Here is a 14896-nt window from a genome sequence, read left to right as displayed (position 1 = left end):
GTATACTTGCGGCGGAATACATGACATCTAAAGTCATCTGATCGCCTCCTTATTGTTGTTGTATTTTTATTGTATGAAATCTTACAATTTCATATTCAAGTGAAAAATATGTGAACGTTAACAAAATTGTAAAGTGCAAAAATTACAATCATTTTGTATAATAGAAGAAACCACCGTTATATAAAAAATAATGAGTGAAAGGGGAGGGAACATAAATGCCAAATTGGTTTAGAAAAACCTTAGTCGCATTAATTACCGTGTTTACATTTGGTTTAGTGACGCCTCCTTCCATATTACTTGATAATGCCAAAGCTGCGGACAAGCCTACGAGCACAGCTGGGCAACAAAGTTTGGAGAGCACGTCCTATACATATGAAGAAACGAATGACAGGTTAACCACCGATACTTTTATTACTTATGCAATGCAAGAAGCAGAGAAGCAGTCGATGCAAAAGTTTGGTACTAAAATTGGTCCAGTAATTGAAGATGAGTTTAAAGATGTAATATTACCGAAAATTGAAGAGGCAATTGCTGAGCTTGCTAGTGATGTACCAGAAGATTCACTACAATCATTAGCGATTTCTCAAAAACCAGCTGGTGGAAATAATGAGAAGATTTTTCACGTCTACGATACGAAATCTGGAAATGATTTATTGCGTTTCCATGTAAGAAGAGATCATCCACCGCAAGATGGTTATTATTTTAATTTCCATTACCACCGTTTTGATGATGGATACTCTGGACATCATGAGTTAGGAAATATTTATTGGAATACGAATGTACCACCGAAATGGTTGTCTTAAAAAGAACAAGAGAAAATCTTGTTCTTTTTTATTTTTATAGAAGGGACAGACAACTATGTTGTTGAATAACATAGGTTTAGAAAAAAGAAGCAAAGGGAGTATGGGAATGCAAAAATATATTGTTTTTGACTTTGATGGCACATTAGTAGATTCACAAAATATATTTGTACCGATTTATAATCAACTTGCTGAAAAACATGGGTATAAAGCAGTAAAGGAAGACGAAATTGAACATTTACGTAAATTAACGATGCCAGAGAGATGTAAACAACTTAATGTACCACTGTATAAACTACCGATATTAGCGTTGGAATTTTATAAATTATATCAGCCTGCTATAAAAAATCTCGTTTTGTTCCATGGGATGAAAGAAGTATTAGATGAACTACATAAAAAAGGCTACGGAATTGCAGTCATATCATCGAACTCAGAAGAGCATATTCGGGCGTTTTTACACAAGAATGGTATCGAAAATATTCAAGAAGTGTATTGTTCTAAAAATTTGTTTGGTAAAGATAAAATGATAAAAAGATTTTTGAAATCAAAAAAAATAACAGAGAAAGATATGTTATATGTCGGTGATGAACAGCGAGACGTAGCAGCGTGTAAAAAGGCTGGAGTGAACGTAATTTGGGTATCTTGGGGATATGATGTTATTGAAACAGTAAAAAAAGATGCACCAGATTACATGGTTCATAAGCCGATGGAAATTGTGCAAGTAGTACAAGGAGCGTATTCTTAATATGAATACACTGCGAGCAGGCATTCATCATATTGAATTTTGGGTAGCAAATTTAGAGGAATCCATTTCTTTTTATAATAAGTTGTTTTCCATAATTGGGTGGAGAAAGTTAAATGAAGTAGCATATAGCACAGGAGAAAGTGAAATATACTTTAAAGAAGTAGATGAGGAAATTGTAAGGACGTTAGGGCCTAGACATATTTGTTATCAAGCTATTCATAGAGAAGTAGTTGATGAAGTAGCAGATTTTCTTTCTAGTACGAAAGTGAAGGTAATACGTGGTCCAATTGAAATGAATCATTATTCGGAAGGTTATTATACGATTGATTTTTACGATCCGAATGGATTTATTGTAGAAGTTGCCTATACACCAAATGCAGAAATGTAAGGGGAATAGATATGAAGATAATTACAGCATGGCAAAATAATATACAAATAGTAAAAGATGCAGTGGATATTAAAGAAATTTCTAAAGGTTTTTCGCCTGATAAGAAATATATAATTACGAGTACGAATAATGAAAAATATTTATTGCGGACAGGCGATATAAAAGAGTATGAAAGAAAGAAAATAGAGTTTCAAATTTTAAATGAAATGCAAAATCGTAGTGTGCAAGCACAAAAACCAATTGAAATGGGTTTGTTGGCAGAAGAAGGTTTATGCTATGGCATTTTTTCATATTTAGAAGGGGAGGATGCGAAGAAGCTATTGCCTACGTATTCACCAAAAGAACAATATGATATTGGTATAGAGGCAGGAAAAGATTTAGCAAAAATGCATACATATGAAGCTCCTAATAATATACTTCCATGGTATGAAAGAGCAATGAAAAAACATAGTAAATATTTAGAGGCATATAAAACATGTGGAATAAACATAAAAAATGATGATAAAATCATAAAGTTTATTGAAGAAAATGAAATATCTTTAAAGAACCGCCCAAATCGATTTCAACACGATGATTTTCATTTAGAAAATATAATTGTACGGGATGGAAAATATGTAGGTGTTGTTGATTTTAATGGCTACGACTGGGGCGACCCACTTCATGATTTTGTGAAAATTGCACTGTTTGCAAGGGACATTAGTATTCCGTATTCAATCGGACAAATAGAAGGATACTTTAATAGGAAAATACCAGAGGAGTTCTGGAAATTATACACAGTGTACGTTGGCATGACAGTTTTCTCCTCAGTTGTCTGGACATTACGAGCAGCACCGCATATGTTAGAGGATATGTTAGAGCGTCTTACTATAGTTTTAGAGGATCATAATAACTTTGAGTTATCGAAGCCAATTTGGTTTCAACCAGATAAGATTGATATGAAATAGAAAAGGTAGGTGTGATTCGCACCTACCTTTATTTTTTACCATCAAGATACTTATTTAATTTTCTTAAATGTAAGCGGCTGAGTACTTAATGTAGTTGGTACATGTAACTGAAGGGATGGGAATTCACCACTTACATTCATTTCATAAGCGAATAATAAGCTCATTTTCATTTGGAATAAGTCAACTTTTGCGGAGAAGATGTCGTAATGATGATGCCCTAATTGAATATCCATTTCCATAAATTGTACATATAACGAATCATTTCGTTTGTATACTTGTAATGTTCCGTATGCAGGATGTTCAAAAGTACCAGTATAATCCTCTAACTTGTGCGAAGGTGTAGTCCCTTTAATTTGTTCAGGGAGGGATTCAGTTGCTTCTTTCATCATTTCCTTCATTTTTTTAGTATCTTCTACAGCACGTTTATGCCAATCAATGGATTCTAATTCAAGTAGTTCGTCATAAATTTGATTAGCGAGATAAGTAGGAAGTAATGTTCCTCCAGCATTCGTTAAAATGACAAGGCCTATGTTTTCTGTTGGTATGAATGAAACAAGCGCTGAAAATCCATCGATATTACCGCCATGATGAATCACTTTTTTACCACGATAAGCGCTAATAAACCAACCAAGACCGTAACTATTTAATGGAGATTCAGGGAGTGATAAAACCGGTTGGTCTGGAATTGAATTGTGTGGTGTATACATTTGTTGTAATAATTCAGAGGAGATTAATTCATGATCTCCAAATTTTCCTTCATTTAAGTGGAGAAGTACCCAATTTGCCATATCTTCAATTGTGGAATTAATACACCCAGCAGCGCCAACTGTATCGATGTTACGGAATGGAACTGCTTTTATTTCACCGTCATTTTCAATGTAAGGTAAAGCATAATCATCTGTAGTTTGTGAATCGTTAACAGAGAAGTTTGTATGTCTCATATTTAAAGGTTCTAAAATATGTTCTGTAGTGTATTGCTCCCACGTTTGATTTGTAATGTTTTCAACAATGTAGCTAATTGTTGCATACATTAAGTTGTTATATAGAAATGCAGTCCGGAACGGTGCATCAAGTGGTAAATGTTTTATTTTTTCAACGAGATCTTTTCGAGATAAGGAAGAACTGTACCAAAGAGCCTCATGACGACTCACTCCAGTTCGATGAGAAGCTAAATCCCGTCCTGTAACTTGTGAGCTAGCAAGTAGTTCAGATAAAGTAAAGTTAGGTATATAAGACTGGATAGGGGTATCCCAATTAAACTTTTTTTGCTGTGCTAACAAGCTTAATGAAAGTGTGCCAAATGCTTTCGTTGAGGAACCGATTGCGAATCGAGTATTCGGTGTAACAGCCTCTTTTGTTTCTATATTACGATAGCCAAAACCTTCTGAAATAATAACTTCACCGTCTTTTATAACAGCGACAGCAGCACCAGGAACATTTAAATCCTTCATCATTTTTTCAACCGTTGTTTGTAAAGAAGTCATAACAGGCGTTTCAATTTTAGACATACTTCTAACCTCCAAATATAAATTTTGTTCTACCGCACTATACTTTCGGTGATAGAAAATGAAAACCTTTTTATATTCGGAAAGTTAATAATTTTGTAAGAATTAGCGCAAGAAATTTTATTAATTAGGATTATTAAATTTATCATTTTTCATGTTATGATAAATTGCATATACGATTGAAAGAAGGTTTTCCTACATATGAAACATGCTGAAAATGAATACTTAAATTTATGCCGCCATGTAATGGAACATGGTACGAAGAAAGAAGACCGTACAGGGACAGGCACTGTATCTGTATTTGGATATCAAATGCGTTTTGATCTAAGTAAAGGTTTTCCTTTATTAACAACAAAGAGAGTACCGTTTCGCCTTGTAGCAAGTGAACTGCTTTGGTTTATGAAAGGTGATACAAATATTCGCTATTTATTGCAGCATAATAATAACATTTGGAATGAATGGGCTTTTAAGAGCTGGGTAGAAAGTGATGAGTATACTGGTCCTGACATGACTGATTTTGGTCTTCGCTCACAACAAGATGAAGAATTTAAAGTACAGTACGACGAGCAAATGGAATTGTTTAAAAAGAACGTTTTAGAAGATGATGAGTTCTCAAATAAATATGGTTATTTAGGAGACGTTTACGGTAAACAGTGGCGTGCTTGGAAAACGACAGCTGGTGAGACACTTGATCAATTAAAAGATGTAATTGAAATGATTAAAAAAACACCAGACTCACGTCGTTTAATCGTTTCTGCATGGAATCCAGAAGATGTACCAAGTATGGCCTTACCGCCTTGTCATACGCTATTCCAGTTTTATGTAGCAGATGGAAAGCTTTCTTGTCAGTTATATCAAAGAAGTGGTGACATATTCCTTGGAATTCCATTTAACATTGCAAGTTACTCATTACTAACACATTTAATTGCACATGAATGCGGACTTGAAGTGGGAGAATTTGTTCATACAATTGGTGATGCACACATTTATACAAATCATTTTGAACAAGTAGAAAAGCAATTGGCACGTGAACCACGTCCATTCCCGAAACTTACATTAAATCCAGATGTGAAATCTGTTTTCGATTTTGAAATGGAAGATTTAACGATTGAAGGATACGATCCGCATCCAGCAATTAAAGCACCGGTTGCAGTATAATTGTAGAGGAGATGAAAAAATGATTGTTTCATTTATGGTCGCTATGGACGAAAATAGAGTAATTGGTAAAGATAATAATTTACCTTGGCGTTTACCGAGTGAATTACAATACGTGAAGAAAACAACGATGGGTCACCCGCTTATTATGGGAAGAAAGAACTATGAAGCGATTGGTAGACCACTGCCTGGAAGACGTAATATTATTGTAACTCGTAATGAAGGGTATCATGTTGAAGGCTGTGAAGTTGTTCATTCTGTAGAAGAAGTGTTCGAACTATGTAAAAATGAAGAAGAGATTTTTATTTTTGGTGGAGCGCAAATTTACGATCTCTTTTTACCTTATGTAGACAAGTTATATATAACAAAAATCCATCATGCATTTGAAGGAGATACATTCTTCCCAGAAATAGATATGACAAATTGGAAAGAGATTTTTGTAGAAAAAGGTTTAACGGATGAAAAAAACCCGTATACGTATTATTACCATGTATATGAGAAACAACAATAATAAAAAGATTGATGTGAGAATTCGCATCAATCTTTTTATTTATATTCACTAATATAAGTTTATAGATGAGATTCGATAGTGCTATAATGATAGGTAGCATGTAAAAATGCTAAAATTTTCAAAAGTACTAATATAGAAAGAGGAGGAGAATCGATTGAGAAAGATATGGGGGATTCTTTTTCTTTGCTTAACATTCATGTTAGTTGGATGTGGTAAAGAAGAAAAACCACAAGAAGCGTTTGATACATATGTAAAAGCGTGGAATAAACAAAAATTTGCAGATATGTATGATCAACTATCAAAAAATGCAAAAAAAGATATTTCAAAGAAAGAGTTTACTGAGAAATATGAAAAAATTTATTCTGGTATCGAAGTGAAAGACTTAAAGGTAGAAACAGGGGAAGTAAAAGAAGATAAAAAAGATGAAGGTCCTGTTCCTTTTAAAGTAAGCATGGATACAGTTGGTGGTAAAATTACATTTGGTCATGAAGCAAAAATGGTGAAAGAAAAAGATGGAGATAAAGAATCTTGGAAAATAGATTGGACTCCTGATTTTATTTTCCCAGGCATGACGAAAGATAGTAAAGTGCGTATGCAGACAACACAGCCAAAACGTGGTGAAATATACGATCGTAATGGAAAAGGTCTTGCAACGAATGGGAAAGCTTCTGAAATCGGATTGATTCCTGAAAAGTTAGGCGATACTGCTCCGCAAACGAAAGAAACAGTAGCGAAGTTATTAAATATGTCTGTAGAAGAAATTGATCAAAAATTAGCTGCTAAATGGGTAAAACCAGGGTATCTCGTACCAATTGGAATTTTGCCTGAAGGGGCAACACAAAATACGTACATTGATTTACCAGGTGTTTCAACAAAACCTGTAAATGTTCGTACATATCCGTTAGGGGAAGCGGCAGCTCATCTGACTGGTTATATTGGAAAGGTAAATGCTGAAGATTTAAAAACGCTACAAAAGAAAGGCTATCAAGCTGATGACCCAGTTGGTAAAGCTGGTTTAGAGCAAGTATTAGAGGAAAAGTTACGCGGTAAAAAAGGTGGCCGTGTCTTTGTAGAAGATGCGCAAGGAAAAGAAATTAAAAACTTGGCAAAAACAGATGCTGTTGATGGAGAAAATGTAACTTTAACTATTGATAGTGCTGTTCAAGAAAAAACGTATAATGAAATGAAGGGCGAAGCTGGTTCAAGTGCAGCAATTAATCCGAAAAGTGGAGAAACAATTGCACTAGTAAGTAGTCCAGCATATGATCCTAATATAATTGCACGAGGGACATCGAAGGCACAACGCGAAGCTTGGAATAATGATCCGAAAAAACCAATGACAAATCGCTTTACACAATTGTCGGTACCAGGTTCTGTATTTAAACCTATTACAGCTGCAATTGGTCTTGAAACGAAAACGATTGATCCAAAAGAAGAGTTGAAAATTGAAGGATTAAAATGGACAAAAGATTCTTCTTGGGGTAATTACTATGTAACGCGTGTGAAAGATGCAAATCCGATTGATCTTGATAAGGCGATGAAATACTCGGATAATATTTACTTCGCACAAGAAGCTTTGAAAATCGGAAAAGACAAGTTTATGAGTGAAGCAAAAAAATTCGGATTCGATGAGAAACTACCAATTGAATATGGATTCCCTGCTTCTAAAATTGCAAATGACGGCATTAAAAATGATATTCAAATGGCAGATACGGGATATGGACAAGGACAAGTATTAATGACTCCTCTTCATTTAGCTTTAACGTATGCGCCAATTGTAAATGATGGAACGATTCCGTCACCGTATATTATTAAAACAGATAAACAACCAAAAGCTTGGAAAGAAAATGTAATTTCTAAAGGAAATCAGGATATATTAAAAACTGCAATGACGAAAGTAATTAATGATCCAGATGGTACAGGGAAAATTGCTAAAATTGATGGCATGACTCTTGCTGGAAAAACAGGTACAGCGGAATTAAAAGTATCAAAAGAGGCCGAAGGAAAAGAACTAGGTTGGTTCGCTGCATTTGATTTAAATTCCCCAGATATGGTCATTACAATGATGATTGAAGATGTAAAAGGTAGAGGTGGAAGTAATATTCCAGCTGAAAAAGTAAAACATGTATTTCAAAAATAATATGTAATAGTAGGCTATCTCTATAAGTTGTAGAGGTAGCCTTTTTATATGAAAGAGTTCTTAATATCTGTATACTGAATTTTAAGGAAACAAAGTAAATCATTAACTTACGAAAAAAAAGTAGCTATTTTTTATTGACATTGATTAAAACTTTTTATATTATACTTACATAAGGTAAGTTATTAACTTTTGAAAAACAAATCTTGAATTAAAGATAAAGATAAAAAAGGGAGAGAATACAATGACAAAAGTACTATTTATTACAGCAAATCCAAATTCAGCAGAAGGTTCTTTCGGAATGGCAGTAGGGGAAGCTTTCATCGAAGCTTATAAAAACGAACATCCACAAGACGAAGTTGTAACAATTGATTTATTCAACACTACAGTACCAGCAATTGATGCAGATGTATTTGCTGCTTGGGGTAAATTTGCAGCAGGTGAAGGCTTTGAAGCTTTAACTGAAGTTCAACAACAAAAAGTAGCAGCAATGAACACAAACTTAGAAACATTTATGAATGCAGATCGTTATGTATTCGTAACTCCAATGTGGAACTTTAGCTATCCACCAGTAGTAAAAGCATACTTAGATAACGTAGCAATCGCAGGTAAAACATTCAAATATACTGAAAATGGTCCAGTCGGCTTATTAGAAGGTAAAAAAGCGCTTCACATTCAAGCAACAGGTGGCGTATATTCTGAAGGAGCATACGCAGCTGTAGACTTCGGTCGCAATCACTTAAAGACTGTATTAGGATTTGTCGGTGTAAATGATACTGAATATATTGCAGTTGAAGGTATGAATGCAAACCCTGAAAAAGCACAAGAAATTAAAGAAGCAGCAATTGCTAATGCTCGTGAATTAGCAAAACGTTTCTAATATAGAATGCTTAAAAAGTCCGAACACTTGCTGTTTGGACTTTTTTTCTTCTTTTTCCTTCGTTTGTCTAGTATAATGAAGGTCGGAATGATAATAGGTGGGGGTTCTGTATGATTCAAACGTTTTTTAAAATCTTTTATTTAATTTTAATCGTAATTGCGATTACACCGAGAATGTGGCGTCTTAAAAGACAAGTAAATACGATGGCGCCAAAAGAAAAAGACAATGCTGTGTATAAAACGACAAATTGGTTTGGTAAGAAAATGGTACGTGTAGCTGGAGGGGCAGTAGAAGTGAAAGGACTTGAAAATGTTCCGAAAGACAAGCCAGTACTAGTTGTAAGTAATCACCAAAGTAATATGGATATCCCTGTTTTACTAGGTTACTTAAATAAACCAATTGGATTCGTTTCAAAAGCAGAGATTAAAAAGTTCCCAGTTGTACCAACTTGGATGGAACTGATGAATTGTGTATTTATGGATCGTAGCGATCGTCGTCAATCTCTTCAAGCGATTAAAGATGGAATTGAACTATTAAAGAATGGACATTCTATCGTAATTTTCCCTGAAGGAACGAGAAGTAAGGGTGGCGAAGTTGGAGAGTTTAAGGCTGGTAGTTTTCATCTGGCAGTAAAGTCAGGTGTAGCAATTTTACCTGTAACGTTAGATGGTACATATAAGATGTTTGAAGCGAATGGAAATCGTATGAAGCCAGCTCATGCAACAGTAACAATTTCTAAGCCGATTACACCTGAAGATTATGCGAATATGGATATTAAAGAATTAACGAAGCATACACAGGAAGTTATTGCCTCACAATTACATAAGTAATAAAAAAGGATTCGGCTTATAGTAAGCTGAATCCTTTTTTATTATGCTGTAGGTAAGACATAAAAGAGTACACAGAAGAACATCATCGCACTACCACCTAAAACGAACAGGTGCCATATGGCATGGTTGAAAGGTAGCTTTTCCCAAAGGAAGAATATAGCTCCGACAGAATATAAAATTCCACCTGCTAAAAGTAGTGAAAAACCATGTCCAGTTAGATTTTCATAAAGTGGTTTAATAGCAACGATTATGAGCCATCCCATAATGATGTAACATAAAGTTGAAGCCTTTATAAAGCGACGTACAAAGAAAATTTTGAAGACGATACCTCCGATTGCTAGTGTCCATATTATAGCAAGCAACGTCCATCCTAATGGGCCACGAAGTGTAATAAGTAGAAAAGGAGTATACGTGCCAGCAATCAATAAGTAAATGGCTGAATGATCTAAAATAGTAAATATTTTTTCTACTTTAGGATGATGAATGCTATGTAGCAATGTTGAAAACAAGTACAGTAAGAACATGCTTACACCATAAACAGTAAATGCAACTACGGCTGATGCGGTACCGTGCTTAGAAGCATGAATAATCAATATGATTAAGGCAGGGATGCTTAAAATGGCACCGATACCATGTGTAATTGCATTTGCAATTTCTTCTTTTACAAATTGGGTCATTCGTGTCATTTTTTCAGTCATAATGCAAATCCTTTCTACTATCATAAAATAATATGTCATTTCCCTTACCATATCATACACAAGAGCAATAGAAAATGAAATTTGTATAATTGATTATATTTTTGAATTTTTTTGATAAAAGACAATGGATTTGTTGACGTTTTCAAACTTTTTTGACAAAATAAAATTATGTAATAGTAGGACAAGGAAACTACTAATAAAGGGGATGGGGAAATGTTTTCAAATATTGGCTTTCCAGGGTTAATTTTAATTTTAGTAGCAGTACTCATTTTATTTGGACCTAAAAAATTGCCGGAAATCGGGAAGGCTTTAGGGGAAACGTTAAAAGAGTTTAAAAAATCAACGAAAGAATTGACAGATGACGCATTTCAAGAAAAGGAAAAGAAAGAAAAAATGTAGTGTATTTTCCTTGTAATGGATAAATAAAGTGTGGTGAACGAGATGGAAAATCGGGAAATGAGCGTAGTAGAACATATTGTTGAGCTTCGAAAAAGAGTAATATATACGGTGTTATCCTTTGTACTATTTTTAATTATTGGATTTACTTTTACAAAGGATATTTATTTTTGGCTTGTAAAAGATTTACCAATGAAATTAACTGTTCTCGGTCCAAGTGATGTATTGTGGATTTTTTTCTCGATTGCTACAGTATTTGCTATCGTTTGTACAATTCCTTTTGCTGCTATACAAATTTGGTTATTTGTAAAACCGGGTTTACATCCAAATGAACAAAAGATGACAATAATGTATATACCGGTATTGTCTATATTATTTATTGCAGGTTTATGTTTTGGATACTTTATTGTAATGCCGTTTCTATTTCACTTTTTAACTACGATAGGTAATGAAATGTTTAATACGATGTTTACGACAGAAAAGTATTTTCATTTTGTACTTAATTTAACAGTTCCATTTGCTGTGATTTTTGAATTGCCAGTCGTTGTAATGTTTTTAACTAGTATTGGAATACTTACGGCGGAATTTTTAATAAAAATAAGAAGGTATGCTTACGTAGCATTAATTATCATTGCATCTTGTATATCACCGCCAGACTTTTTATCTCATAGTTTAGTTGCAGTGCCGCTTATTTGTATTTATGAAGTAAGTATTGCGTTATCAAAGGTTGTTAGTAAGAGGAAAAAGAAAAGAGAAGAAATGCAGTCGAAAAGTGCCTCGTTATAAAGGCACTTTTTTATTTATTTGTTATACTATAGCTATAAACGTATACAATATATAGAAGAAAAAAATTATAGAATCTCCAAAATTTAGACAAACTTTGCGCTTTTATAAGCTTATACTAAATGTATTAAACAATTGATGGATAATGAGATTCCCGTCTCAGAGATATTTAGGACGGGAAGGTGAATTAGGTGGAGATGAATAGAGTATAAATCTTCTAGCCATAAGGACTACAGAAATCATATAAGTCTGATTTTACTCCACTTTAAACAACGTGTTACAGCGCAAAGTAGAGGAAGTTCAAAAATCCAATGAAAAAGAGGATTGATATTGTGATTACGAAAAGTTTTTATTTCACTCATTCAACAGGGGATTGCATTAAAATATTCGAAATCCCTGTCCTACAGGCACAGCATCCATTATCGTTTCTAATTCAGTCTCGTCTTCAATTATTTATTGCAAAAATTCAAAAACAAAAGCACCCAAGATTTTCGTATTCTTTCCGTGAATATTTACAAAATTGTTTGAAGTGGAATGATTATTTAAATGTATATAAAACAAATACCCTTGAAAAAAATGCATGATACGAAGTACGGACAGGGTTAGTAAACTCTGTCTTTTTCTTTTTAGATATGAAAATATAATTAATTTGATGAAATTTCGTTCCAAATTGTTGAAAGCAATGGGAATACTAGTATAATAACAAGGAGAGCGTATTGGAAAGGGAAGAAGTATAGTATGCAAAAAATTAAAATTGTAACAGATTCAACGGCAGATTTATCACAAGACGTAATCGAAAAGTATGACATTCATGTTTTACCATTATCAATCTCTGTAAATGGACAAACATATTTAGATCGCGTTGATTTACAACCTGACGAATTTATTGAAGAAATGATTAAATCAGAGGAATTACCAAAAACATCACAACCAGCTATGGGTACATTTGTAGAAATGTATGACAAGCTAGGGGAAGATGGAAGCGAAGTCCTTTCTATCCATATGACAAGTGGAATGAGCGGTACTGTAGCAACTGCAAATAGCGCTGCATCAATGACTGATACAAAAGTAACAGTTGTTGATTCTCAATTTATTACACATGCTTTAGCATATCAAGTAATTGAAGCTGCAAAAATGGCAAATGACGGACGCTCACTAGAAGAAATTTTAAAACGTGTAGATGAAGTAAGAAAGAATACTCGTTTATATGTAGTAGTGGATACATTAGAAAACTTAGTGAAGGGTGGACGTATCGGTAAAGGAAAAGCGTTTATCGGTTCGCTACTTAATATAAAGCCAATTGCTAGTCTTGAAGACGGTGTTTATAATCCTGTAACGAAAGTTCGTAGCCAAGGCCAAATTGTAAAAACATTAGCTAAGTTATTTGAGCAAGATACGGCTGGAAAAGTCGTAAAAGCTGTTGCAATTCCGCATGCGAAAGCAATTCCTTTAGCTGAAAGTATGAAAGCGGCGGTTGAAAAAGTGAGTGGATTTGCTCAATCAGAAATTTTCTATACAACGCCTATTATTAGTACTCATACAGGTCCGGGCGCAATCGGATTTATGTATTTAGCAGAGTAATAAAAAAGCTACTTGAAAATATATTTCAAGTAGCTTTTTTATGTAAATAGAAAGTAAGAAATAAGAAGAGCTACACAGGCACTACCGCTAATGATATAGCGAGTCTGTAAATATTCATTCATAGAAAACACCCTTTATCCCGCTATTTGCGGACAGTAAAACTCTCTACCTCAAATTTAGCTGGAGCAAAGAGGTTAGGTAGCGGGCTGCCCGTAAAAGCTTGATTGGTGAAGGCAAATAATCAGTGGGGATGAAGAAAACCCACTAATTAAAGTTTCACTATAGGATTTTCTATATTATATGTTGGATATAGAAAATCAGTCATTACGTTACACATGTAAAGTTTCAATTTTTTCGTTTATTTGCTTATTATTTGTTGCGTTACTATAAATAAAAGTTTGACCTAAAAAGAGTACATGCAGTTGTTCCCACGGTAACATGCGCAAATTCCAATTATTTCGAAGTCTAGTTATTGCTTCACGAGGTGTTTCATCGGCGAGTGCAAAAGCTCCGTAATGCATTGGTATAAAATGCGTAGCGTTTAAATCTAAATAAGCTTGCACGGCCTCTTCAGGTGAAACATGAGATACTTTCATAAACCATTCTGGTTCATAAGCGCCAATGGGCATAAGAGCAATATCAATTAAAAAGCGTTCACCAATTTCTTTGAAACCTTGGAAATAGCCACTGTCACCACAAAAATATATGGTTTCCATAGTCGTTTCATTATCAATAATCCATCCACCCCAGTGAGACGTATTCATATCAAATAAGAATCTTCTCGTCCAGTGCTGAGAGGGTACGAAGTGAAAAGAAACTTCGTTAATTATCGTACTTTCCCACCATTTATACTCTTCTACATGTTTAAATTTCTTACGAGTAAATAATTTTTTTAATCCAATAGGTACAAGATATAGAACATCATCATTCAACTGACGAAGAGTTGAAAAATCTAAATGATCATAATGACCATGTGAAATAAGGACAATATCAATTTTAGGTAGTGCTTCTATAGAGAGTCCAGGTTCTGTAAGTCTTGGAACTAGCTTTAATTTATTAGCCCATACTGGATCTGTTAATATATTAAGTCCATTCGTTTGGATAAGAAAAGTGGAATGCCCAATCCATGTGATAGTCGTTTTTTCAACATTACTTTGCAAAAATGCACTTTGTTTAACGGGTGATTGTTCTACTAAGAAAGAAAAATCTTTTTTGTTTTGCTTTCGTTCTTTACGCCAGCGTAAAAAAGAGCGAATTGATTTTTTTGTACTAACATTATCCATATTTTCATAGCGCTTTGCCATGAACATCACCTCATTTAAAATCGTTGTATTTGTATTGTACCGAAATGTTGTTAAGGAATACAGTGTAAAACATGGATTAATGTTTAAGGAATTGTTAAAAAATAGGGAGAGGTATTTACAAAAGTAACAATAAAAATTAGTTTTATCACTTTTATTTATAGAAAGAATAGTAAAAAAATATATTTTGTCTAGTAATTCGCTTGAAATAAAAAAGTAACATACGTAAATTCGTACGATTT

Annotated in this window: 16 protein-coding genes; 13 read left to right on the top strand and 3 right to left on the bottom strand. The window is 33.9% G+C overall.

Features of this window, described 5'->3' with window-relative positions:
• Positions 1–215: 215 nt before the first annotated feature.
• From ACUN13_RS13115 to ACUN13_RS13100, 4 genes are all read left to right on the top strand, one after another.
• Entirely contained in the window at positions 216–803 is a 588-nt protein-coding gene (locus tag ACUN13_RS13115; protein ID WP_001134421.1) for a YpjP family protein, read from the top strand.
• Positions 804–909: 106 nt separating this feature from the next.
• The gene (locus tag ACUN13_RS13110) at positions 910–1545 is read left to right on the top strand and encodes an HAD family hydrolase (protein ID WP_025687389.1); all 636 of its coding nucleotides are present in this window, start codon (positions 910–912) and stop codon (positions 1543–1545) included.
• Between the two features lies 1 nt (position 1546).
• Positions 1547–1933, top strand: a complete 387-nt coding sequence (locus ACUN13_RS13105; protein WP_001094668.1) for a VOC family protein — start codon at positions 1547–1549, stop codon at positions 1931–1933.
• An 11-nt stretch (positions 1934–1944) separates the two neighbouring features.
• Positions 1945–2877 carry an aminoglycoside phosphotransferase family protein gene (locus ACUN13_RS13100; RefSeq protein WP_000692085.1) on the top strand — a complete coding sequence of 311 codons (933 nt, stop codon included), beginning with the start codon at positions 1945–1947 and terminating at the stop codon, positions 2875–2877.
• A gap of 50 nt (positions 2878–2927) precedes the next feature.
• On the opposite strand, the gene ACUN13_RS13095 is transcribed toward ACUN13_RS13100, so the two are convergent.
• The gene (locus ACUN13_RS13095; protein ID WP_445423815.1) at positions 2928–4385 is read right to left on the bottom strand and encodes a serine hydrolase; all 1458 of its coding nucleotides are present in this window, start codon (positions 4383–4385) and stop codon (positions 2928–2930) included.
• Positions 4386–4583: 198 nt separating this feature from the next.
• Between ACUN13_RS13095 and ACUN13_RS13090 the strand changes: the two genes are divergently transcribed.
• From ACUN13_RS13090 to ACUN13_RS13070, 5 genes are all read left to right on the top strand, one after another.
• Positions 4584–5540: a thymidylate synthase gene (locus ACUN13_RS13090; RefSeq protein WP_000679609.1), complete on the top strand. Its 957-nt coding sequence runs from the start codon at positions 4584–4586 to the stop codon at positions 5538–5540.
• Between the two features lie 19 nt (positions 5541–5559).
• Positions 5560–6048 carry a dihydrofolate reductase gene (locus tag ACUN13_RS13085; protein WP_000637205.1) on the top strand — a complete coding sequence of 163 codons (489 nt, stop codon included), beginning with the start codon at positions 5560–5562 and terminating at the stop codon, positions 6046–6048.
• A gap of 154 nt (positions 6049–6202) precedes the next feature.
• Positions 6203–8188: a penicillin-binding protein 3 gene (gene pbpC, locus ACUN13_RS13080; RefSeq protein ID WP_001227243.1), complete on the top strand. Its 1986-nt coding sequence runs from the start codon at positions 6203–6205 to the stop codon at positions 8186–8188.
• Positions 8189–8429: 241 nt separating this feature from the next.
• Positions 8430–9065, top strand: a complete 636-nt coding sequence (locus ACUN13_RS13075; protein ID WP_000170025.1) for an FMN-dependent NADH-azoreductase — start codon at positions 8430–8432, stop codon at positions 9063–9065.
• A 110-nt stretch (positions 9066–9175) separates the two neighbouring features.
• Positions 9176–9895 (top strand): lysophospholipid acyltransferase family protein, encoded by a 720-nt coding sequence (locus tag ACUN13_RS13070; RefSeq protein ID WP_000616577.1) that lies wholly within the window; start codon positions 9176–9178, stop codon positions 9893–9895.
• Between the two features lie 41 nt (positions 9896–9936).
• Here ACUN13_RS13070 and trhA read toward each other — a convergent pair whose 3' ends face one another.
• Positions 9937–10593, bottom strand: coding sequence for a PAQR family membrane homeostasis protein TrhA (gene trhA, locus ACUN13_RS13065; RefSeq protein WP_000136889.1), 657 nt, complete (start codon positions 10591–10593; stop codon positions 9937–9939).
• A gap of 213 nt (positions 10594–10806) precedes the next feature.
• Here trhA and ACUN13_RS13060 point away from each other — a divergent pair, with 213 nt between their 5' ends.
• The 4 genes from ACUN13_RS13060 (at position 10807) to ACUN13_RS13045 (ending at position 13353) form a co-directional block, all read left to right on the top strand.
• A complete protein-coding gene (locus tag ACUN13_RS13060) occupies positions 10807–10992 on the top strand; it encodes a twin-arginine translocase TatA/TatE family subunit (RefSeq protein WP_000492443.1) in 186 nt (61 codons plus the stop codon).
• Between the two features lie 42 nt (positions 10993–11034).
• Positions 11035–11775: a twin-arginine translocase subunit TatC gene (gene tatC / locus ACUN13_RS13055; RefSeq protein WP_000431523.1), complete on the top strand. Its 741-nt coding sequence runs from the start codon at positions 11035–11037 to the stop codon at positions 11773–11775.
• 329 nt (positions 11776–12104) lie between these two features.
• On the top strand, positions 12105–12356 hold the full coding sequence (locus ACUN13_RS13050) for a DUF2535 family protein (protein WP_000629012.1): 252 nt from the start codon (positions 12105–12107) through the stop codon (positions 12354–12356).
• A 154-nt stretch (positions 12357–12510) separates the two neighbouring features.
• A complete protein-coding gene (locus ACUN13_RS13045; RefSeq protein WP_001169470.1) occupies positions 12511–13353 on the top strand; it encodes a DegV family protein in 843 nt (280 codons plus the stop codon).
• 329 nt (positions 13354–13682) lie between these two features.
• Here the strand turns inward: ACUN13_RS13045 and ACUN13_RS13040 are convergent, their stop codons facing one another.
• Positions 13683–14657, bottom strand: coding sequence for an MBL fold metallo-hydrolase (locus tag ACUN13_RS13040; protein ID WP_001129633.1), 975 nt, complete (start codon positions 14655–14657; stop codon positions 13683–13685).
• Positions 14658–14896 lie beyond the last annotated feature (239 nt).

This window comes from Bacillus cereus group sp. Bce041 (assembly GCF_052646455.1).
The sequence above is the reverse complement of the archived record's forward strand: the minus strand, read 5'-3'. Positions and strand labels throughout refer to the sequence as shown.

Coding starts and splice junctions, on each gene's coding strand:
- ACUN13_RS13115 (WP_001134421.1), top strand. CDS start 216: ATGCCAAATTGGTTTAGAAAAACCTTAGTCGCATTAATTACCGTGTTT.
- ACUN13_RS13110 (WP_025687389.1), top strand. CDS start 910: ATGCAAAAATATATTGTTTTTGACTTTGATGGCACATTAGTAGATTCA.
- ACUN13_RS13105 (WP_001094668.1), top strand. CDS start 1,547: ATGAATACACTGCGAGCAGGCATTCATCATATTGAATTTTGGGTAGCA.
- ACUN13_RS13100 (WP_000692085.1), top strand. CDS start 1,945: ATGAAGATAATTACAGCATGGCAAAATAATATACAAATAGTAAAAGAT.
- ACUN13_RS13095 (WP_445423815.1), bottom strand. CDS start 4,385: ATGTCTAAAATTGAAACGCCTGTTATGACTTCTTTACAAACAACGGTT.
- ACUN13_RS13090 (WP_000679609.1), top strand. CDS start 4,584: ATGAAACATGCTGAAAATGAATACTTAAATTTATGCCGCCATGTAATG.
- ACUN13_RS13085 (WP_000637205.1), top strand. CDS start 5,560: ATGATTGTTTCATTTATGGTCGCTATGGACGAAAATAGAGTAATTGGT.
- ACUN13_RS13075 (WP_000170025.1), top strand. CDS start 8,430: ATGACAAAAGTACTATTTATTACAGCAAATCCAAATTCAGCAGAAGGT.
- ACUN13_RS13070 (WP_000616577.1), top strand. CDS start 9,176: ATGATTCAAACGTTTTTTAAAATCTTTTATTTAATTTTAATCGTAATT.
- trhA (WP_000136889.1), bottom strand. CDS start 10,593: ATGACTGAAAAAATGACACGAATGACCCAATTTGTAAAAGAAGAAATT.
- ACUN13_RS13060 (WP_000492443.1), top strand. CDS start 10,807: ATGTTTTCAAATATTGGCTTTCCAGGGTTAATTTTAATTTTAGTAGCA.
- tatC (WP_000431523.1), top strand. CDS start 11,035: ATGGAAAATCGGGAAATGAGCGTAGTAGAACATATTGTTGAGCTTCGA.
- ACUN13_RS13045 (WP_001169470.1), top strand. CDS start 12,511: ATGCAAAAAATTAAAATTGTAACAGATTCAACGGCAGATTTATCACAA.
- ACUN13_RS13040 (WP_001129633.1), bottom strand. CDS start 14,657: ATGGCAAAGCGCTATGAAAATATGGATAATGTTAGTACAAAAAAATCA.